16 protein-coding genes are annotated in these 22,408 nt (G+C 46.0%); 6 read left to right on the forward strand and 10 right to left on the reverse strand.

Annotated features, from left to right (window positions below):
- Positions 1–11: 11 nt before the first annotated feature.
- Entirely contained in the window at positions 12–1,679 is a 1,668-nt protein-coding gene (locus AZI86_RS01440; RefSeq protein WP_061835010.1) for a glycoside hydrolase family 13 protein, read from the reverse strand.
- Between the two features lie 124 nt (positions 1,680–1,803).
- On the opposite strand from AZI86_RS01440, the gene AZI86_RS01445 reads away from it, so the two are divergent.
- The 3 genes from AZI86_RS01445 (at position 1,804) to AZI86_RS01455 (ending at position 4,635) form a co-directional block, all read left to right on the forward strand.
- On the forward strand, positions 1,804–2,631 hold the full coding sequence (locus AZI86_RS01445) for an ABC transporter permease (protein WP_096000869.1): 828 nt from the start codon (positions 1,804–1,806) through the stop codon (positions 2,629–2,631).
- Positions 2,632–3,426 carry an ABC transporter permease gene (locus tag AZI86_RS01450; protein WP_061833312.1) on the forward strand — a complete coding sequence of 265 codons (795 nt, stop codon included), beginning with the start codon at positions 2,632–2,634 and terminating at the stop codon, positions 3,424–3,426.
- Between the two features lie 99 nt (positions 3,427–3,525).
- Positions 3,526–4,635 (forward strand): PQQ-dependent sugar dehydrogenase, encoded by a 1,110-nt coding sequence (locus AZI86_RS01455; RefSeq protein ID WP_061833313.1) that lies wholly within the window; start codon positions 3,526–3,528, stop codon positions 4,633–4,635.
- Here the strand turns inward: AZI86_RS01455 and metH are convergent.
- Positions 4,628–8,209 (reverse strand): methionine synthase, encoded by a 3,582-nt coding sequence (metH, locus tag AZI86_RS01460; protein ID WP_081111743.1) that lies wholly within the window; start codon positions 8,207–8,209, stop codon positions 4,628–4,630. The two genes, AZI86_RS01455 and metH, sit on opposite strands and share 8 nt — an antisense overlap.
- A gap of 5 nt (positions 8,210–8,214) precedes the next feature.
- Entirely contained in the window at positions 8,215–9,159 is a 945-nt protein-coding gene (locus AZI86_RS01465; protein ID WP_061833314.1) for a methylenetetrahydrofolate reductase, read from the reverse strand.
- A 101-nt stretch (positions 9,160–9,260) separates the two neighbouring features.
- Here AZI86_RS01465 and AZI86_RS01470 point away from each other — a divergent pair, with 101 nt between their 5' ends.
- Entirely contained in the window at positions 9,261–10,151 is an 891-nt protein-coding gene (locus tag AZI86_RS01470) for a DUF72 domain-containing protein (protein WP_061833315.1), read from the forward strand.
- Positions 10,152–10,419: 268 nt separating this feature from the next.
- Complete coding sequence (locus tag AZI86_RS19405; RefSeq protein ID WP_253715568.1) at positions 10,420–11,754, forward strand: murein L,D-transpeptidase catalytic domain family protein; 1,335 nt, start codon at positions 10,420–10,422, stop codon at positions 11,752–11,754.
- A gap of 52 nt (positions 11,755–11,806) precedes the next feature.
- Here the strand turns inward: AZI86_RS19405 and AZI86_RS01480 are convergent, their stop codons facing one another.
- The 7 genes from AZI86_RS01480 to gloA all read right to left on the reverse strand — a co-directional run bounded on the left by AZI86_RS01480 (position 11,807) and on the right by gloA (position 19,649).
- The gene (locus tag AZI86_RS01480; RefSeq protein ID WP_061833316.1) at positions 11,807–13,438 is read right to left on the reverse strand and encodes a hybrid sensor histidine kinase/response regulator; all 1,632 of its coding nucleotides are present in this window, start codon (positions 13,436–13,438) and stop codon (positions 11,807–11,809) included.
- Positions 13,439–13,615: 177 nt separating this feature from the next.
- Positions 13,616–14,302 carry a response regulator gene (locus AZI86_RS01485; protein ID WP_061833317.1) on the reverse strand — a complete coding sequence of 229 codons (687 nt, stop codon included), beginning with the start codon at positions 14,300–14,302 and terminating at the stop codon, positions 13,616–13,618.
- 34 nt (positions 14,303–14,336) lie between these two features.
- Complete coding sequence (locus AZI86_RS01490) at positions 14,337–16,820, reverse strand: response regulator (protein ID WP_061833318.1); 2,484 nt, start codon at positions 16,818–16,820, stop codon at positions 14,337–14,339.
- A gap of 95 nt (positions 16,821–16,915) precedes the next feature.
- On the reverse strand, positions 16,916–17,752 hold the full coding sequence (locus AZI86_RS01495; RefSeq protein ID WP_061833319.1) for a hypothetical protein: 837 nt from the start codon (positions 17,750–17,752) through the stop codon (positions 16,916–16,918).
- Positions 17,749–18,408 (reverse strand): AlkZ-related protein, encoded by a 660-nt coding sequence (locus AZI86_RS01500; protein WP_061833320.1) that lies wholly within the window; start codon positions 18,406–18,408, stop codon positions 17,749–17,751. Before AZI86_RS01500 ends, AZI86_RS01495 begins: the two co-directional genes overlap by 4 nt.
- Before the next feature lie 9 nt (positions 18,409–18,417).
- The gene (gene mtgA, locus AZI86_RS01505) at positions 18,418–19,167 is read right to left on the reverse strand and encodes a monofunctional biosynthetic peptidoglycan transglycosylase (RefSeq protein ID WP_061833321.1); all 750 of its coding nucleotides are present in this window, start codon (positions 19,165–19,167) and stop codon (positions 18,418–18,420) included.
- On the reverse strand, positions 19,167–19,649 hold the full coding sequence (gene gloA / locus AZI86_RS01510) for a lactoylglutathione lyase (RefSeq protein ID WP_081111744.1): 483 nt from the start codon (positions 19,647–19,649) through the stop codon (positions 19,167–19,169). Before gloA ends, mtgA begins: the two co-directional genes overlap by 1 nt.
- 110 nt (positions 19,650–19,759) lie before the next feature.
- On the opposite strand from gloA, the gene AZI86_RS01515 reads away from it, so the two are divergent.
- Entirely contained in the window at positions 19,760–22,363 is a 2,604-nt protein-coding gene (locus AZI86_RS01515; protein WP_061833323.1) for an ATP-binding protein, read from the forward strand.
- Positions 22,364–22,408 lie beyond the last annotated feature (45 nt).

Consider the following 22,408-nt stretch of genomic DNA (forward strand, 5'->3'; position numbering starts at 1 on the left):
TTCGCCGTATTTTATAACAGCCTCAACACGTGAGCCTCGAAAGGCTCTAAATTTACTCCTGAATCACTCCACGTGCGCGGCGTTTTATTAGTCAAAAGCGTTTGCGCCCCGGACAATGAAACCTCATGAACAACACCTTCAGCCGGACGAGCCGTCATGTTACAAATCACCAAAACTTTTTCGCCATTTAAATTACGAACATAAGCATAGATCTGCGAATGTTCGGGCATCACAAGTTCATAGGTTCCATAGACAAAGACCGCATGTTCTTTGCGTAGCTGGATCATACGACGATAGAAATTAAAAATAGATCCAGGATCCTCAAGCTGCTGCTCAACGTTGATATGCGGAAAATTGGGATTCACCTTCAACCACGGCTTACCCGTCGTAAATCCACCTTGAGGAGAAGAATTCCACTGCATCGGCGTGCGCGCGTTATCGCGCGAAACATCAGCGAGCTGAGCCGTGATTTGCTCATCCGTAAAACCCTCTGCTCGGCGAATTTCAAATTGGTTTCGTGCGCGAACATCATCAAAATCTTCGCGGCCTTTGAAAACCGTATTGGTCATGCCAATCTCTTGGCCTTGATAAATAAACGGCGTTCCCTGCATGAAAAAGTACATGGTCGCGATGCACGTCGCACTGTCATGCCAATAGTTCTTTGGATCGCCCCATTGATTGATAATTCGTGGCACATCATGATTTTCAACAAACAATGCATTCCATCCCACTCCATGAAGTTGCCTTTGCCAACGCGTGAAGATGGATTTCATTTTTACGATATCTAAGACATCGTTCTTTTTCTCTTCCCACAAGCCCACGTGCTCGAATTGAATGAGCATATTCAGGCGCAAACGATCTTCCGCCACCCACTCCGAAGCCTCTTCGGCGCTGACCCCATTCGCTTCACCCACGGTCATGACATCGTATTTATTAAAAGTATTTTTCGAAAGCTCGGTGATATAATCCAAAATGCCCGGAACGTTACGATGCTTAGGTGTTGAATCCACATATTTCAAGCCATGAGGATTGGGCATGTCGGCCAAACCCGGTTCCTTGCGAGCATGGCTAATGGCATCGATACGGAATCCATCAATCCCTTTATCCATCCACCAACGCACCATCTTGTAAATGGCCTCGCGCATTTCAAGGTTTTCCCAGTTTAAATCCGGCTGTTTGCGCGAAAACAAATGCATGTAGTATTGCTTCGTGGTCTCGTCATACTCCCAGGCCGATCCCGCAAAAATACTTTCCCAGTTATTAGGTTCTTGCCCGTTCTTACCATCTTGCCAGATATACCAGTCTCTTTTCGGATTGCTTTTGGAAGAGCGCGATTCAATAAACCACGGATGTTCGTCACTGGTGTGATTCACGACCAAGTCTAAAACCAGTTTCATTCGGCGTTTGTGCATCTCCTTCAGGAGTCGGTCAAAGTCAGCCATACTACCGAACTCCGTATGTATGTCCTGATAATCACTGATGTCATAACCATTGTCGTCTTGTGGAGACTTAAACATCGGGCACAACCAAATCACATCAATTCCCAGACGCTGCAGGTAATCAAGTTTTTCTAAAATGCCATTCAAATCACCAACCCCGTCACCATTGCTGTCTTTAAAGCTGCGCGGGTAAACCTGATAAACAACGGATTCTTTCCACCATTTTTTCGTGATCTGCATATGATTTCCTAAGTTTTGAAGTGCCCTCCAAATATAGGAGCAGTTTTCCGCGGAGTCAAAGAAACGCAGTCCCATTTTACAAGTCTTGCTGGCATCATTTCCCCTTCGGATTTATAACAAATCTATGAGATCCTCGAAGCTGGCTTTTTTGTCCTTGTTACGACGTAATTTCGCTTTTGCGAAGCTCGCGATCGTCTCCAATTTGGAGTATCGACTGAACTATTTCGTCGACGCCATTTTGCAGCCCACATTGACTACTTGCATAGAAATGCTGCTTTGGTATGCGGTCTTTAAAAGTGCGGCGACAACGGAAATTGCCGGATTTTCAAAAGAGTACTACCTAGCTTATGCCCTGTGGGGGGCCTTCTTTGCCCGTATCTGCACCAGCTGGATGTATGAATATCGCATGATTCAAGAAATTGATTCGGGCAGTATCAACAGTCTTTTGACTCGCCCGATGACCTTCTATGAATACTATTTTTCCCAACTTATGGGATACAAAGTGATCACGACGGCCTGCTCAATGATGGTGCCTCTTTTGGCGGTCCTTATTTTTGATTTGCCAACGAAATTTTCGCGTCTGCCTCTGGCATTTGCTTTGGAATTTTACTATTTGATTTTGGTGCATTCGATCAGCTTTGTGATTGCGTCATGTGCCTTTTATTTAAATAAAGTTTATGCCTTCACGGGTGCTAAAAACTTAGCCCTGTGGCTTTTCACCGGCGAGCTTTTCCCGTTAGACCTGATGCCAGAACCGATGAAAACTATCGTCATCACCCTTCCGTTCAGTGCGGGTGTGTATGTTCCAGTCGGATACTTGACGGGACGCCTGGGTGTGGGGTCCGTCATGAACTCTTTTGTTTCGATTTCTATCGCACTGATTTTAGTCAACGCCCTGGGTTTATGGATGTGGCGCAAAGGGGTCCATATTTACGCCGGGACAGGGGCTTAGATGAAAACACTGATAAAGTATTTCTCTTTGTACGGCGCCCTGTTTCGCACAAGCTTTATTGCCGACCTAGAATATCGCGTGAATTTTTTGACTCGGATCGCGACGGATATCTTTTGGTATATCGCGCAGATTGTAACTTTCGAGGTTCTGTTCCTGCACACGCCTAAAATCGGCGACTGGAATTTAGAGCAAATGCGCGTTTTCTTAGGGGTGATGTTTGTTGTCGACGGGATTTATATGATCATCCTGTCAGAAAACCTTGATCAAATGTCCGAAAAAGTGCGCAAAGGAGATTTGGATCTTTTATTAGCCAAGCCCGTGAATTCGCAATTTATGATCAGCTTACAAAAAGCCTCCACCGCGATGATCGGGAATCTTTTAATTGGTCTTAGTTGGTTTATTTACAGTTTGATTCAGCTGCCCAGCTTTGAATGGATCCGTTTGGCGTGGTTATTATATTTAATCCCTTGTGGGCTCGTTGCACTTTACGCCATGCGATTTTTTATGGCGGCGACGGCCGTGATCTTTGCTCGCTCTGAAAACCTGCAATTTATCTGGTTTCAGCTTTATCGTTTGGGAATGCGCCCGGATTCAATGTACACGCCCTGGTTAAAATATTTCTTGCTCACAGCACTTCCCGTGGGCGTGATTGCCAGTGTGCCGGCGCGGGCGTTACTTGAACCACCGAATTTCGGTCTTTTTGCTTGGGTTTTTATTTTAGCCATCTTATTAGTTTATCTTTCTCACCGCTTCTGGAAATTCGCTTTAAGATTCTATTCAAGTGCCAGCTCGTAAATTTTCCGGTCCTTATTTGCTAAATAGCATCTGTGATATCAGATGCTCCGGGACTGATTTCCTGCTTAAATACGGAATACTTTAAAAGGAGTTTTTTGTATGAAGTCTGTTTTATCCCTGTTAATTCTTCTTTTGAATTTTAGCCCCTTTGCGTACGCTCAAGATTCTGCTGGCAAGGTTTATGAGTCAGCCGGTCTTAAATTTCGCTATGAAAACTTAATGAAACGTTCGGACGCCATTTGGGGCTTTGATTTTTTAAGCGACGGAAAAATCATTTTCACGGAACGCCGTGGAACTATAAACACTTTTGATCCCGCCACCAAGCAAGTCACCCCACTCACTGGCACCCCCGAGGTATGGGCCCAAGGACAAGGCGGCATGTTAGATGTGCGCGTTCATCCGACAAATAAAAACGAAATCTTTTTTACCTATGCGATGCCTTTAAATAAAGGTGGCACCACCGCCGTGGGGCGCGCCACTCTGGATAGCAACAAGTTAACTAACGTTAAGCGTCTTTTTATCGCTCATTCGGAAAGTAAAAATGGTGAACACTTCGGCTCACGCATTGAGTTTGATAATGCCGGACATATCTTTTTTGCGGTGGGCGATCGCGGTGAAAGACCGCGCGTGCAGGATTTAAGCTTTCATATGGGAAAAGTGATGCGCATCAAAGAAGATGGATCCGTTCCCCAAGACAATCCTTTTGTTAAAACTAAAAATGCCAAGCCTGAAATCTGGGCCCTGGGCGTTCGCAGTCCCCAAGGCTTAACCACACACCCCGAAACCAAAGAGCTGTGGGAAGCCGAAATGGGCCCGCGCGGTGGCGATGAAATCAATATCATCGCTAAAGGCAAAAACTATGGCTGGCCTGTCATCACTTATGGACGAGAATACTGGGGACCTAAAATCGGTGAAGAGAAAAAAGAAGGCATGGAGCAGCCCTTGGTCTACTGGGTGCCTTCGATTTCACCGTCTGCTTTGACCTTTTACACGGGCAGTTCTTTCCCCACATGGAAAAACAATGCTTTCTTAGCGAACTTAAGTGGTCAGCATTTGCGTCGCTTGGTCATCAAAGACAACAAAGTGATACAACAAGAAGAGCTGCTTTCTGGCATAGCCCGTTTTCGCAACGTGCGCACGGGCCCTGACGGACATTTGTATGTTTCGACCGACGATGGACAGATCTCTAGACTTGTTCCGGCTAAATAGCAAAGTACTTCGCATCCGGATGCATGAAATAATATCCAGACACGCTAGGCGGCGGATTCATCGCAAAGTTTTCCGTTAAGGAAACACCGATGGTTTCTGCGGGCTTTAAAAGCTTCCAGATTTTAAGTTTCTCGGAATGATCTGGACACGCCGGGTATCCTGGCGCGGGACGAATGCCCCGATATTTTTCGGCGATCAAATCTTCGCGAGACAAATTTTCTTGAATGCCAAAATTTTCCCGCATCCATTTGTGAGTGTACTCGGCGGCGGCCTCCGCCAAGCGATCCCCCACGGCTTTCACCAAGATCGAAGAATAATCGTCATGATCTTTTTCAAACTCTTTAGCCATGGCGTCGATTTCTGATCCCGCCGTGACGACAAAGAGTCCCAAGTGATCTGCGCGGCCCGATTTTTCCGGCGCAACAAAATCGGCCAATGAATAATAAATATCATTGTTCACGACTTTTTTACGCGTCTGACGGTCAAAGTGCAGGCTCATCGTTTCATTTTGATGTTTTACAAAAACATTTTCATCTTCCGCATGGGCCGGAAAAACCCCGACCAGTGCGCGCGGCTTCACGCGGTTTTCGCTGATCAAACGGTTTAATAACTTTTGCGCGTCATCATAAAGCTTTTGGGCTTCTTCGCCGTATTTGGGTGATTTTAAAATCTGAGGGAAGCTGCCTTTGAGTTCCCACGCCCAGAAAAATGGCCCCCAGTCGATATATTTTGCAAGCTCAGAGATAGAAAGCGGCACTTCAAAAACCCCTTGGCGGGAAGGTGTTTTAATATCCACCTGAGCCCAATCGCTTTGGAATTTTTTAAGTCGCGCCTCTTCTAGGCTGACACTTTCTTGGGCTTCAGAATTTTTTAAATAGTCTTCGCGCAAGGCCTGGTTTTTCTTTTTTGATTCCAGCGTGTAAGCCTCTTTGGTGTTCGGGCTTAAAAGCTTATTGCAAGCTTCCACCACCAGCGAAGCATCCGCCACATGCGCCACCACCCCAGAGTAATGTGGATCTAGCTTCACCGCCGTGTGCACTTTACTGGTGGTCGCGCCCCCGATTAGCACCGGGATTTTTAAGCCTTCTTTTTCAAAAACTTGCAGGTCAAAAATCATTTCATCTAGCGACGGCGTAATAAGACCACTTAAACCCACCATATCGGCGTTATGTTCTTTGATCGCCTTTAAGATTTCAGGCACCGGAGTCATCACTCCTAAGTCGACGACTTTATAACCGTTACAAGCCAGCACCACCGATACGATGTTTTTACCGATATCGTGGACATCCCCTTTCACCGTGGCGATAACAAAAGTTCCCTGGCTTTGTAAGCCACTTTTGGATTTCTTTTCTTCTTCCATAAAGGGCTCTAAATACGCCACCGCTTTTTTCATCACGCGCGCACTTTTTACCACCTGGGGTAAGAACATCTTCCCTTCACCGAAAAGTCGTCCCACGACCTTCATGCCCTCCATCAAATGGCCTTCAATGACATCCAAGGGGCGTCCCAAAGTTTTTCGAGCTTCCTCTGTGTCTTCCACGATGTAGGCATCAATACCTTTAACCAAAGAATGAGTCACACGCTCTTGCAAGGTTCCCTTGCGCCACTCTTCACTGACGACCTCGTGAGCCGTTTTTGATTCTTTAAAAGACTCAGCCATCTTTAAAAGATCTTCGGCCGCCTGCGGGTGTTTATTTAAGACCACCGCTTCCACAAGCTCACGCAATTTTTCCGGGATTTCTTCATAAACTTCCAACATCCCGGCATTCACGATCCCCATATCCAATCCCGCTTTATGAGCGTGATATAAAAATACGGCGTGCATGGCTTCGCGCACTTTATTATTTCCGCGGAAGCTAAAACTTAAATTTGAAACCCCACCCGAGGTGAGAACCCCGGGGCAACGTTTTTTGATTTCGCTGACGGCTTCGATAAAATCAACACCGTAACTATTGTGTTCATCCATGCCGGTGGCGACCGTCAGAATGTTGGCATCAAAGATAATATCATGGGGATCGAAATCTAATTTTTCAGTTAATAACTTATAAGCCCGTTCACAAATACGAACCTTATCGTCTTTGCTGACAGCTTGACCTTTTTCATCAAAGGCCATGATCACAACGGCTGCGCCATAACGTTGTAACAAGCGTGCCTGACGCAAGAATTCCTCTTCCCCCTCTTTAAGGGAAATAGAGTTCACCACAGGCTTGCCTTGAAGACATTTTAATCCCGCTTCAAGCACATCCCATTTTGAAGAGTCCACCATGACGGGAACTTTGGCGACATCAGGCTCTGCCGCTAACAAGTTTAAAAACTTCGTCATCGCCTCGGGGCCATCAATCATACCTTCGTCAAAATTGACGTCGATGATATTAGCACCATTTTCAACCTGGCTGCGCGCCACATTCACGGCTTCTTCGTATTTGTTTTCTTTAATCAATTTGGCAAACTTCGGCGAGCCAGTGACATTGGTGCGTTCACCCACCATCACAAAGCTGCGCACTTGATCCCAAGAAAGATTGTACGGTTCAAGTCCACTTAAGCGCTGCGCGCCCGCAATCTCTGTGCGTGCGTGGGGCTTATGCTTACCTAAAACTTCAGCGATCTTGGCAATATGCTTGGGTGTGGTCCCACAACACCCCCCCACCACATTCACAATTCCCTCTTCGCTCATCAGGCTTAACTGATAGGCGATGGATTCTGGAGTTTCATCATAACCCGTGGGACTTAGTGGATTAGGTAAACCCGCGTTGGGATAACATGAAATATAACAATCCGCCACGCGAGCGAGCTCACGAATATAGGGATGCATTTCTTTAGCTCCTAAGGCGCAGTTGATCCCGACACTCAAAGGTTTTGAATGGCGGACCGAATTCCAGAAAGCTTCGACGGTTTGACCTGACAGTGTTCGACCGGAAAGATCTGTGATCGTTACCGACAGCATCAAAGGCAATTTTTCGCCACGCTCTTCTTCGATTTCAGAAATTGCAAACAAGGCCGCTTTCAAATTCAAAGTATCAAAGGTGGTTTCCGGTAAAAGAATATCCGCGCCACCTTCTAAAAGTCCCAGGGCTTGTTCTTTATAAGCCGTTTTTAATTCATCAAAGCTGATCGCACGAAAACCGGGGTTATTCACATCCGGACTTAAAGACGCGGTTTTATTTGTCGGCCCCAAGGCGCCGGCGACATAAGCGCGTTTGCCCGTTTTTTTAAAATGATCATCACAGGCTTTCTTGGCCAAACGTGCCGCTTCTACATTCATCTCGTAAGCAAGTGCAGAAAGCCCGTAGTCCGCTTGAGAAATCGTTGTGCCATTAAACGTGTTTGTCTCGATGATGTCCGCACCGGCTTGCAAATAATGAGTGTGGATTTCATAGATCACTTCGGGCTTAGTTAAAACCAAAAGGTCGTTATTACCTTTTAAATCACTCGGGTGATTTTTAAAACGCTCGCCTCGGAAATCCGCTTCTTGAAGTTTATAAAGCTGCACCACGGTCCCCATGGCGCCATCCAGGAATAAGATTCTTTCTTTCAAGGTTTGCTCAAGCTCCTTGAGCAATACGGATTTTTTCATAGGACCTACTTAATTTTGCGAACGATTTCGGCCACCGAGTGAACGTCATTAAGAACATAAAAGTGCACGCCCGGTGCGCCTGAATTTAAAAGATCTTCGGCTTGTTTCTGTGCCCAACGCTTGCCGATCTCTTCGGCGTGTTGCGGATTTTGGTGAACTTCCTCGGCCAGCGTATCTGGCAGATCTATATAAAAATTCTTAGGAACACTTTTTAGCTGATTTGCGGATTTTAATATCTTGATCCCTGGAATGATCGGTACGGTGATCCCTGCCTCTCGGCAGGCTTCCACGAAAGCGTAATATTTTTGGTTATCAAAAAACATCTGTGTGACCACGTAATCAGCGCCGGCATCGACTTTCTTTTTTAAGTTCATGATATCCAGTTTTAAACTAGGCGCTTCGAAATGCTTTTCGGGATACCCGGCCACACCGACACAGAAACCCAATGCATCCGCGCGATCTAGTTCATCTAAAAAGCGCCCCTCGTTCAGATCACGAATCTGCGCCACTAAATCGGCGGCATAAGAATTTGTGGTACGATCCATACGCGCTGGCTTCTGAAAGTTCGGCATATCGCCACGCAAAGCCAACACGTTCTCAATACCTAGGAAGCTCAGCTCAATCAAAGCATCTTCGGTCTCTTCACGACTAAAACCTAAGCACAAAATATGGGCGACGGTGTCGATTTTAAAGCGATTCTGAATAATGCCGCAAATACCTAAAGTCCCCGGACGCTTACGCAGCGTGCGTTTTTGAATCGAACCATCCAACTTTTCTTGATAGTAGGTCGTCGAGCTATGGGACGTCACATCAATCCAGGGTGGCTCAAGGGGAGCCAAAACTTTCACGACTTCGATAATGTCTTTAACGCTACGTCCGCGCGGGGGAGGAACGATTTCATAACTGAATAAAGGCCCTTGGGCCTTCGCAAGATGCTCAATAACTCTCATGCCGCTAATCTAGATGATCTAGATTAAAACTTCAATGCATATTGCCCTTTAAAAAAACTAGAGCAATTGATTTAGCGATTTGAGACGGATACATTGCAAGCATGGAATTTGGTAAGCTTGCAAACATCGATGGCATAGATTGGAGTCTTCCTAAAGATCGTGAAGAATCGATGACATTTCTTAGGGGCCTCCCTCGCAAAACCGCGCCTAAGTTTTATATCGGCACCCCTGCGTGGGGCCACAAGGAATGGGTGGGTAAGATATATGCGATTGGCACCAAGCCCGCCGACTATCTCTCTCGTTATGCAAAAAGCTTTAATACCATTGAGCTCAATACAACTCATTACCGCATCCCCACAGCCGATCAAGCCACGAAGTGGCGCGAGCAAGTAGCCGATCGCTCTGACTTCATCTTTTGCCCTAAAGTATTCCAAGGCATCTCCCACGCTGCGGGCGGGCTTTTAGATAAAAAACTTCTGCAAGAATGGTTTTATTTTCTAAATGAACTTAAAGACAACCGGGGGCCTTGTTTTATTCAGATGCCTCCCTATTTTGATTATTCTAAAAAAGCCACGCTCTTTCATTTCTTAGAACAGTGGCCCGGGGAATTTGAATTGGCCATCGAATTTCGTCACGCCTCTTGGTTTGAAGGACCCCGCATTTTACCGGCTCTTGAAAAATATCTTCGCACTAAAAAAATCAGCGTCGTCATCACCGACGTGGCCGGGCGCCGAGATCTCTTACACACCTCACTCACCGCCGATTTTGTGATGCTGCGATTCATCGGCAACAACCTGCATCCTACGGATTTTACTCGTGCTCTGGCATGGTCTGAAAAGTTTGCGGCGTGGTGTGCGCAAGGCCTTTCCCGCGTGTTCTATTTTGCTCACGAACCAGACGACATCAACGCTCCTGAGATCTCTCAAGCGATCATTCGACATCTCAACGAAGAAGGCGGCGCAGAGTTGCCCCCGCTCCAATGGCAAACTTAAGGCCTCACATCCCAGATCTCAATGAATTTTAAGATCTAAAAACGAATCCACTCATATTTGTTAATACCTCTGTCGCGTGCTTCCTGAGCCATTCTCCGAACCTTCCCGTAGGAAGGTCATGATCTTTGCAACTTTGTTATGAAATTTACCCACACGTAATGAACCTCTCGTAGTCTTTGTCCACGCACACAAGACTTTAAACGGAGGAAATTTAGTGACGAATGAAAATCCACAAACATTCTTCTCACGTTTCAGCATCGCGCTCCTTATGACAGCTTCCCTGGCCTTAGCCGCCTGCGGAGCTCAACACGGTGACACCGTGACTCTTCCTGACGATGAAACCGTCGAACAAATCGTTGATACGCCCGATACAACTGAAAAAATAACGGGAGCAGATCCCGACTATAGCGAAGCTGAAGAAGACGCCATTCTTGCTTCTTACGCGCATATCGATCCAACAAACATCGTTCCAACTCAAGCCTTAAAAGACGCACTTTTGTACTTTAATAAGAACAAGGCAAAGTTTAATAACCAAAACTATATTTCGGTCATCAACTTCGCGCAGAGTTCAAAAGAAAAACGCTTCTATATTATCAATATAAAATCGGGCGCTGTTTGGGCCATTCACGTCGCTCACGGCAAAGGTTCGGACTCAAACCACGATGGATTCGCGGAAAAATTTAGTAATGTTTCAGGCTCAAATGCCAGCTCCCTTGGAGCTTACAAAGCCGCAGAAACTTACACCGGCAGCCACGGCCTTTCACTTAGGTTAGACGGCCTTTCTGCGACGAACTCAAATGCGCGTCGTCGTGCGGTGGTGATCCACGGAGCATCTTACGTTCAAGAATCTAACGTCATTCAAGGCCGCAGCTGGGGATGCCCGGCGGTCTCCATGGACAATCGCGATGCGGTTGTTAAATATCTTAAAGGCGGAAGCTTGATCTGGGCCGTTACCGACAAAGGAGGGACGGGACCGGTGGTAAAGCCGACCCCCACTCCGGCACCCACAAATCCACCCGCGAGTGGCTATAAGGTCATGGATTTAGCTTGGACCAACTCTTCTTACCCAGAAAGAGATGCTTGGTCCAAATACCTGGTAAAGCTTGTTATGGAAGATTGGAACACTTTGCTTGCCGGATCTTCCGACATCAAAGACTTTTGCCCTCATTATTATGAACTCGGGTCGCAAGATCGCGCCAATGTTTGGGCTCAACTGGTCGTGGCCATGGCTAAGTACGAAAGTGGTTACAAAGCGACTTCTCGTATGAGAGAAACCACTATGGGTATTGATCCCGTGACCGGCAGCCAAGTTTGGTCTGAGGGTTTACTGCAACTTTCCTATCAAGATGAAACGGGTTACACATTCTGTGATTTTGATTGGAGCCAAGATAGAAACTTAAGCGGTACAGATCCAAAGAAGACCATTCTTGATCCTTATAAAAATCTTCACTGCGGAGTTGGAATCTTAGCTCGTCAGGTCGCACGAAAAGGGTCGATAAAATTAAGTTCTGGCGTTTACTGGGCCGTCCTTAAAGTGGGCGGTAAGTACGGGAAGACAAACGAAATCGCATCCATGGTTCGCGCTCTGCCTATTTGCCAATAAATAGGTCCCTTCAGAACAATGAAAAGACCGAAGACTGGCTCTTCGGTCTTTTTTAATGTAAAGATTCGCGCAGCTGCACGACGTTGCTGATAAGATTTTTCACATTAAATGGTTTTCCCATAAATCGATCAAAGCCTTCTTCCAGAGCTTTTTTTTCATTAGCTTTATCCGTAAATGCCGTCAAAGCCACCAGCGGGATTTTCATTCCAAATTGAGTGCGTCCTTCACGAATTTTATGGGCTAAAGAGAAACCATCTTCTTCGGGCATACTCAAATCACAGACAATGACCTCATAATCATCTTTCGCCTTTAAAGCCTCCGACACCGACTCCACACCGGCAACCTCTGCGCCATAGTTTTTCAAAACCCTTTCAACAATGTGACGGGAGTCGTTGTCATCATCTACTACCAAAACCTTAATTCCTTGCAGAGCTTTTTTATCCAAAACATCTGCGGCAGGTGCGACGGCCTTCAGATCAAAATCATACAAAGGAAACTGCAAGCGAAAAGTCGCCCCTAAACCTGGCCCGGCGCTTTCCGCCTTAATTTCACCATCAAAAGCTTCTGTAAGATGTTTGGCAATCGAAAGGCCCAATCCCAAGCCGCCATACTTGCGGGTGCTTGAGTTATCGCCTTGTTGCAATCTTTCAAAAACGTGAGGTAAAAAGTCGGATTCAATACCACTCCCCTCATCTTTGATGGCTAACTCAACATCAGGTCCTTTTTTATCAATATGGACCCACACGGAACCACCATTAAAGGAAAACTTGATCGCGTTCATAATAACGTTATCAATGATTTGACGAACTCGTACGAGATCGGCCTTAATCACCGCGGTATTTAAGGAAGATCGGACCTCGAACTTCAATTGTTTTTTTTGAATTTCAGACTTCAGAGCCATGATGGATTGATTCACAATCTGACAAAGATCAATCGGGATTTTTTCTAGATGGACACGCCCAACCAGGATGCGCGAAGAATCCAAAAGATCTTCGACAATTTTTAACTGATTGCGAGCATTGCGTTGAATGGTATCTAAGCCTAAGCGTAATTCTTCGCCCTCTAATTGATCTTGAACCAAAATGTCAGACCAGCCCAAGATAGAATTTAACGGCGTTCTTAACTCGTGAGAGACGTTCATTAAGAACTCATCCTTGGCTTGATTGGATTTTCGAAGTTCTACAATTTTTGAATTCAAACTTTCATAAAGATTTAAGTTTTCCATGGCAACGGAAACCGAATCGGCCAAGGCCTGCAAAAGTTCCTTTTGTTCTTCGCTCGGCGCACGCACAGTCTTCCAATAAGTGCCGATAGCGCCGATAGGAGCTTCTTTACGAATCGGCGTCATCGCCATGCTTTTCACGAATGTCGGGCGATAAGCATCTATAGGAACGCGCGCGTCTTTATATATGTCAGGAATGACCGCTTGGGCCTTATTGAGCATCGCCCAACCACTAACGCAAGCACTCATGGGGAATTTCTGCCCTTTCCACAAGGGCGCAATGGCATCTTCATCAACGTAAGAACACATATCGCCGTCGCGCAAAACAAATGTAGCGCCATCGGCTTCCGCGATTTCTCGCGCGGCTTTTCTTACCAAGGACGTGACATCATCTAAGGTGCGCGCTGCTGACAAGTCTTGAATGACTTTCACCAGGGTCTTAGTTCCGCCCACGAAGTTCATAGATTCCCCCTAAAACAATTCAAAGCAAAACATGTTTTTATATAATTATTCTACTCCAATTCATGAAAAGGGGTACGGCATCGAGGGCAAAAATGAAAAAGCATGCAAGGTAACAGTTTGCTATCGCGCAACATAGGGATAAATAATAATTTATTTTGAACTCACAAGGCTATTGGCTTAAAACGTTCGTTTTGCACGGATCCAAAGTCTTAATGGAGATAATTCTTTCTCTGTAATCCCAACAAAATGGGTGGTGATTTTATAAAATCCGTCCACACCCGTAATCTCTTCGCAGTGATCTACCCGGACCGCCACTTCGCGAATACCAACGTCCCCGAAAATGCTAGAGTGAACGCGCAGAATTTTACCCAAAGGCATCGGGACGAGACTTTTAAAGTCCATCCCCAGTTCCGACACCGAAGTGATCTCGGTTTTCGTGTCCCACTCGGCTTGATAATGAACGCGGGCCTGGGCAAAGTGGGCCGATTCTTCGGGCTTAGTTTTTAAAAGATTCTGAATTTTTGCCAACAGAAGTTCTGGATCTAGAGGCTTCACGACATAATCGTTCACCCCAGATTCAATACCTTTTTCAACGTCTTCTTTTTCACGTTTCCCCGTCAACAAGATCACCGGAAGTTTCGCCAAAGCGGGTTCTTTACGAACAGTGCGGGTCAAGGCATAACCATCAGCACCACCAGGCATAATCGCATCCGTAATAAGCAAATCCATAGGTTCGCTGGTTAAGACTTTAAGAGCATCCAGCGCATTGGTACAGGCAATAACAGCGTACCCCGCCCCCGTCAACAAAGCTTCCAATGTCAGAAGTACACTTTTTTGATCGTCTACGATAAGTATCCGTGCCAAAGCTTCCTCCCTTCATCCTTCGCGAAGCTTTATATTAACTTGCTTTTTGCATTCGATAATCTTTTAAGTCCGCCAAGCTTTTTTTGAATTGAGCCTGGATTTGTGAAAGCAGTTGGTCGCCGATTTTTAAATCTTTAAGGCCTTCCGCCGTTTCACATAACTCTGCTAATTTTTTTGCCCCCAAAGTAGCGCTCGCCGATTTCAATGCGTGCGCCGCTTCCGAGAAGGTTTGTACGTTCCGATCTTGAAGCGATTTTTCCATGGCATCAATTAATTCAGGCGCCGAATGCTCTAAATCATGAATCAATGCCGAGATCAGACTTTGATCTTTAACCATGTAAGTTTCAAGCTTGCCTAAGACCGCAGCATCTAATGAATTTTGGGCTAATCCCACCCAGTTTTCTAAAGCACGCACCAGATGCGGAAGCTCTAAGGGTTTCGCTAAATAATCATCCATACCGGCTTCTTTATATCGGGTCAGATCTTGACCACCACCATCGGCCGTCAAAGCCAGAATCGGCATCTTATGACCTTTAGCGCGGATGTGTTTGGTAGCCTCAAAACCATTTAGTACTGGCATCTGGCAATCCATCAAAACTAAATCATAAGAATTCTGTGCGACCTTTTCACAAGCAACAAGACCGTTAGAAGCCACATCGACCTTCAATCCCAGTTTTTGCAAATAACTTTGCGCGACTTTTTGATTCACGATTTGGTCTTCAACTAAAAGCACGTGTCCTTGAAAAAGCTCTTCAAATTTGACTTCTTGAGCGCGCGGAATATCTTGTGCCGCCGCGGTCGGTAAATGAATCTCAAACCAGAATGTAGACCCTAGACCGACCACACTCTCCACACCGATCTGACCTTTCATCATGTCCACCAACTGCTTAGAAATGGAAAGACCTAAACCGGTCCCCCCATATTTAAGACCCGCCGTGGTTTGAAAGTATTTTTGGAAAAGCGCGCGACGCTCTTCTTCTTTCATACCTGGCCCAGTATCGCGAACTTCAAAACGCAAGCGCATGGAGCCATCTAAGCCCAAAGCTTGAGTGATCTCTAAATTCACGGACCCTTTTTGCGTGAACTTCACCGCATTCCCCATCAGATTTGTCAGGATCTGGCGCAAGCGCCCCCCATCCCCAACAAAATACCAAGGGCGCAGTTTCGCCATTTCTACGGACAGCATCAGATTTTTTTCACCCGCTGCAGGTTTAAAGATCTCTATAAGATCTTTGACCATAAATTCTAAATCAAAAGGTTTTGGATCTAGTCGAACTTTACCCGCTTCGATTTTGGAATAATCTAAAATATCATTGATCAGCATTAATAAGGATTCAGCCGACCTTTTCACCACGCCCACGTATTCAGACTGCTCTGAACTTAACTTCGTTTCGGCAAGAAGTGTCGTCATGCCGATGACACCATTCATGGGCGTGCGGATTTCATGGCTCATTGCCGCTAAGAAGTCTGATTTTTTTAATGATGCTTCGACTGCCGCTTCACGCGCACGTTGCCATTCTTGTTCAACCATTTTACGACGAGTCACATCGCGGAAGACCACCAAGGCCCCGCCAATGCCACCTTCGATCGTTCCAATCGACCGGCTGCTTAAACTGATATAGACACCTGTCGGGTGCGTTTCGTTTTGCACAAAGAACTCGGCGTCATCTAAAGTCTCGCCATGCAATGCTTTATGAAATGGCAGCTGACGCAGGCTCAACGCTTCACCTTCGGGAGCCAAGTGGAAACCCATTTCTTCGGCACTGACTTCACTGGCGATTTCTTTTAAACGCGGGCCGATGATTCTCTGGGCCGCGGCATTGTAATGCGTGAAGTAGCCGTTCTGATCCACGACGATCAAAGCCTCACTCATACTATTTAGGATCGTATCTAAAAGGATGGATTTTTGCCCCAAGGACGAAAGCTTTTTAATCTGCCGTGCTTGATCTTTGCGCTGCCAGAATCTGCCTAGCAAAGCCAAAGCAAAAAGTCCCGCCACCACGGAGAGAATAATTTTAGATCGCGGCGAAAAATCATCCGTGGTCGGAATACTTATGGCCGATGGTTCTTGGCTAAATATCGCGTCCACCGACACACTGGCTGGCATGCGCACTTTTTGTCCCTGTTGACGGCGCTTTAAAGCCCCGTTGACCTCCTCAAAATGGCCATGCAAAGCTTGATTTAATCGCGAAATTTTCTTTTTAAAGAGAGGTTCTTGTTGGGCATGCTTAGTTAACAGGCCCATCTCATAGTTCAGCGTTAAAACGATCTCGTTATACTTTTGCAATTCTTTTTCTTGCGGAGTCTTTACGAACCTATCTGCCGAAGCTTGCGCCTCCGCCACACTGGATTTAACTTTCGCTAAAACTTGAGAAAACGCCTCGCTAGGTTCGCGCGAAGTAAAGCTGAGCGGTTTAAACTCCGCAAAGAAAACCACCACGGCGCAAAACAAAGCCGTTAAAAATAACTCCACACCAAAACGGGTGACTATAGATCGAAATACAGATGCGTAACTCATGATCTTCTTTTCGGAAGGTCGAGGAGCGATATGAATAGATTTTCCCGACTTTTAGACCTAGGTCATCAGTGGAGGGATATGACTTAGACCTAAGGCTAAAGACCTTTGGACATGCGACGGAATTCTTCCTGCATAGATTTAGGATAAAACCGTTCATGGATCGCGGAAAACTCTTTATCAAGCTTGTGCTTAACGCGTATCTCTTCGGTCTTAGCAATCACTTCTTCCCCAAACGGCGTTTTCTCGCACCCGATACGAGGCTCTAAAAGCTCGTGATTGCCCCCGACAAAATAGAACTGCGCCTTGGGGTTACCTTCGGCTTCAAAGGGATATCCGAAGTAGATATCGATACGCCCAAGTTTTAAAAGATTGCGCAGCTCTCGGTCCGCCAAACTTCCCTGTCGCAACAAGACTCGCGAAGACGCGTGCTTTTGTAAGCTGTCAGAAATTTTTTTGCCGTAAAAGCGATCGGCCACACTTCCAAACTGCAAGTTTTTATCCGCGAGCATTTTGTCGATGTCTTCGATTTTAGAATTCTTAACGTATTTTAAAACCCTTGCGTTGTCTTTACCCGCGATCACCCCGGCCGGCATTGGCGCCATGTACGGAGTTCCAAAATACATATACCGATCGCGATCCGGGTTTTTTAAAATCATCAGGGAACAGACACTTTTTTTTCGCTTCATTTGCTGCAAGCTGCGGTGAAAAGGAACTTCGATGACCTGATGCTTATATTCGGGCATCTTGTCTTTAAGCAGGTAATAGATTTCCATGATATAACCCGGAGGTTCGTTTTGCGCCGTAAGATTCACCGCTCCGGGTAATTCAAAAAAAAGCCAGTAGATGGTCTTTTTTTCTGCCGGAGGTGAAGTTAAAGCCACCGCCGCAAATCCCCAAAGAAATACCAACAGACCGACACTAGAAAATCTCATCCTCGGGCCTTACGGAGTTTAACTGCGTGTTTAAAGAAAAGATTCTCCTCACCCAGAACTTCGCGCAGTTTCTTTTCCGCTTTTTCGGGCTCTAGCTCTTGCGCTTTCAGCCACAAGTCTTCAAAGATGTTTTGGGTGGCCGCCATATTAAGGGACGGAAAACTTGAATCTTGAACTTCACCAAATCCCACCAAGAAAAGATAATTCCATAATGGCTTTAAGGCCCGGTTGTAATGGCTTTCCATCATCTTCCCCTGCCAGCCTAAGTTTTCCTTAATTACTTTTGTTGATTGGGGAGAATCCATTAAAAAACTATCTAAAGCTTCTTTGGAATCTCGAGTTAAAGGCACCTCGTCCCGCGCCGAACCCAAATAAGAAAGCAGAAAAATAAAAATTTCTTTAGAAAAAAACGTGGCGCGATTGCGAAACCATTTGGCATAAACCACGTCTTTGCTGCGCGAAAGTTCTTCGCGCCAAATCCATAAGTTGGAAACGCGCTGATCGCCATTTTGATCCCATTCCCAGCGCATTTTGGTTTTCGGAAAGAGTTCTGACCACAGACTGGCAGGTTCTTTTTGATTTGCCAGGGGATAGACCAAAAGACATCCGCGTCTTTCAATGGCATCTATCATTTTCTTCTGGGTCGCTTTATTCATAGATAAAGCCTAATTGACGTCGTCTTCTGAATCAAACTTAAGATCTAAGAAATCAAAAAGAGGCGTGTTGTTTTCTTTGGGCATTTCAGGCGACACTCGACGCAAGATGCGCCGTTGCCGAGCCATCACGTAAATGGAAGGCTTTTCGATGCGATAGCGCCGGGGATTGGGCAGAACCGCCGCTATCAACGACGCTTGATGTGAGTTCACAGATTTCGCCGAACGCTTAAAGTACTTTTGTGACGCGGCCTCAACCCCGTACACCCCCGGTCCCAACTCAATCACGTTCAGATAGACTTCCATGATGCGCTCTTTAGGCCAGGTGAACTCTATCAGAACGGTGAAGTAAGCTTCCAGCCCCTTGCGCAGCCAATCTCTGCGAGGCCACAAAAACACATTCTTGGCCGTTTGTTGACTGATGGTGCTCGCCCCTTTTTTCTTACCGGGATGAGTTTTATTATAAATCATTGCTTTTTGAATGGCTTCAAAGTCAAAACCATTGTGCTCAAAAAATCGATAGTCCTCGGCCTTTAAAACCGCGCGCAAGATTGAGGGGGAGATTTCTTCTAACGGAACCCAGTCCTTGTTGATACCCACCCAACGATCGCCCCACAAAGACTCCACGGATCTTTGCACCATCAACGGCGTGATGATGACGGGTACGAAGCGATAAAGTAAGACCAAACCCAGGCTGCCGACCATAAAGATCAGTCCCAAACGAAAGAACCAGCGCTGGATAAACAGAAAAACTTTTTTCATCAAAGAAGGCCGGGTTGTACCACCTCGACCCAGTAATTGTCAGGGTCTTTTATGAAAGCGATGTTCTTCATCCCCCCCTCCCCTAGTTTTTTTTGGAAGTTCACGCCCATTTTTTCAAAACGCGCACAGGCCTGACGGATATCCGGGACCGAAATACAGATATGCCCAAAACCGCGAGGCTCGGTATTGCCGTTATGATAAGGGGTCGTTTCTTCACTTTCGGTTCCCCAGTTGTGGGTCAATTCTAAGACCGCCTCACGCCCAAAAGTATAGGCCGCATTTTTTTCATTGTCCTGAGGGATCGCAGTGCCTTCCGGAACATAAGCTAAGAAAAAAAGAGAAAACTTCCAATCCGCGAAGTCCAACTTTCGTAACAAGGTCATTCCCAGCACGTCCGTGTAAAACCGCAAAGAGGCTTGCGGGTCGCGCACTCTTAACATCGTGTGATTAAAAACATAGCCGCGAGTTTCTGACTGTGACATTTTGATCCTCCCCACCCTGGTATCTTTGATCTTTGAGTTCATGAATATCATATTTTTGACTGCGAGACCAATACTTGCATGCGCCGGATTTTGCGATACGATCTTGGTTTATGACTCAAACCATAACTCGGTCTTGGATGCTTCAGGTTGCCCTGTTTGCTTTGATCTATTTCATCGTAGGAAAGCTCGCGCTTTTATTAGCGATCGAACCCGGGTATGCCACACCCATCTGGCCTCCCACCGGCCTGGGCATCGCTGCTTTATTGATTTTTGGCACCAATCGGGGGTTGGGTTGTTTACTTGGAGCGCTTGCCATCAACATGACCACCACTGGATCCTTAGGATTTGCGACGTCCTTGGGGTTGGCCTTCGGCAGTTTGTTTGGTATCCTAGGAGCGGTTTTTTTCGTTCGACGTTTTTTACAATATCCTAAGTCGTTTTACTTAGAAAAAGACATCCTGCTTTTTCTTTTTATCTGCGGCCCCTTGACCGGATTTATTTCAAGCACGTGGTGTGTTTCGTTGTTGTATTACGTGGGACGAGTTCATCCAGAGTCCTTTTTCCTAAATTGGCTCCATTGGTTTATTGGGGATGCGACGGGCGCCATTATATTTTCCCCGCTGGCTTTGGTATTTTCCTCCAAGTCACGCCGTTACTGGATGGGTTCCATCACCAAAGTTCTTGCTCCGTTAGCAATATGCATGCTGCTGGTGTTCTTTGCTTTGCAGTACATCAACAAAGTCGAAAACAAGCAGCTCAAAGAAGACTTTCAGCGCCAAGCCGAACTTTCTTTCGATCTCTTAGAAAAAGACCTTCATTCTTTTCAGGCTTTATTGGGGACTTTGCAAAGCTTCTTCGACAACTCTGCCAATGTCAGTCGGGACGAATTTAAAAACTTCAGTTATCATCTTTTAACTCGCTCTTCGGGGATCGAAGCGTTGCTATGGATCCCGCTAATATCTGAAAGTACCTACACGTTTAAAGTCTTATATGCCGAACCCCTGGACCAAAACTCACACCTGGTGGGCACAGATTTAGGGCGGCATCTTGAATATAAAAATCTGATGCTTAAAACTTTGCGCTCAAAAAAAATAACCGGCACTTCGCCATTGACCATTGAAGAAGATGAAAAAGTTTCGTTAGCTTTGGCCGTAGCCCATCCGCTAGGCCTATTGGTTGAAGTTATAAACCCCAAAAAGATTTTAAGTGCCCTTATGGCCTATAACGATGACGGTTCATATCGAATGCGCGTTCAGGATGTGACCTTACCGCAAAGGCCTTTAGAAATTATCTCGAGCTGGAAAAATGGAAAAGACGAGCCTTTTTTTAAAGGCTCCTTACGCTGGGTGAAGATTTTGCCCGTGGGCGATCGGCTGTGGCAGTTTGAAATCGAACAAGATCCTTCATTAAAGCCAAGTTCGATGATGAACACGGTGGTCGTTCTTTTTATTTCTTTAATTTTTGCGTATTTGACGTGCGCTTTGCTTCTAACCACTGCCAATCGCATCATCACCACCCAAGCTTTGGTGGAACAAAAAACCGAGCACCTGCGCGATTTAAATATGCAACTCGAAAGAGCTTCGAAAACTAAATCCGAATTTCTGGCAAATATGAGCCACGAAATTCGCACGCCGTTAAACGTGATCATTGGCATGGCCGACCTTTTAGAGGAAGCCCCCTTGCGAGATCACCAACGCCACTATCTTGAGATTTCACGCAAAGCTGGCGACAATCTTTTAAATATCATCAACGATATTTTAGATATTTCAAAAATTGAATCCGGCCTGATCACCTTAGAAAAATGCGCCCTGGATCTGCCCGAAGTCGTCACCGAGGTTTATGAAATGTTCTTGCCTAAGGCCACGGAAAAAGGCGTTGACTTAAAACTTCACATCAACGACGAGGTCAAAAATATTTATTTAGGTGATCCGACACGCACGCGGCAAATTCTTTCTAACTTGGTCAGCAACGCTTTAAAATTTACTGAAAAAGGTTTTATCGAAATTCGTGTTTCGGCATTTGCGGACGACACCGTACCTGGTAATATTTTATTTGAAGTTCAAGACAGCGGGATTGGCATCGCTCCCGATGTCCTGTCAATTTTATTTAAGCCGTTCACCCAAGCAGACTCGACCATCACACGCAAGTTCGGAGGCACGGGCTTAGGCCTTTCCATTAGCAAACGTCTGACGGAGATGATGAATGGACATATTTCCTTAGACAGTGAAGTCGGCGTGGGCAGCACCTTCCGGTTCACCTTAACCTTGCCGTATGTGCGACCCGCCCATCAAAAAGTACAGGTAAAAAAATCGGACCCCTCCGCCCCGAAACTGGCGTTAAGAATTTTGATTGTCGATGATGCTGATGATAATCGCATGTTGCTGCGAGCTTACCTTCAAGGAACCCCTCATCATATCATGGAAGCGGACAATGGCATGGAGGCCTTGGATATTTACCGACGCCAAGAATTCGACATCATCTTGATGGACATGCAAATGCCCGGCATGGATGGATTTACAACCGTGCGAAAGCTTCGAGAATTCGAAGCGCAAAACCGTCGCAAGCCTGCCCACATCTGGGCGTTGACAGCCTATGCATTGAAGAATGAAATTCAACGCAGTTTAGACGCTGGATGTGAGCGCCATTTGACAAAACCCATACGTAAACAGGCCCTATTGGCCGAAATCAATAGCTACAATCAGACGCGTCATTAAGCGGGCTTTAGATGCCTCCACGATTTTTTTATCGTATATTCCAGA

This window comes from Bdellovibrio bacteriovorus (genome assembly GCF_001592735.1).
Classification (GTDB): Bacteria; Bdellovibrionota; Bdellovibrionia; order Bdellovibrionales; family Bdellovibrionaceae; genus Bdellovibrio; species Bdellovibrio bacteriovorus_D.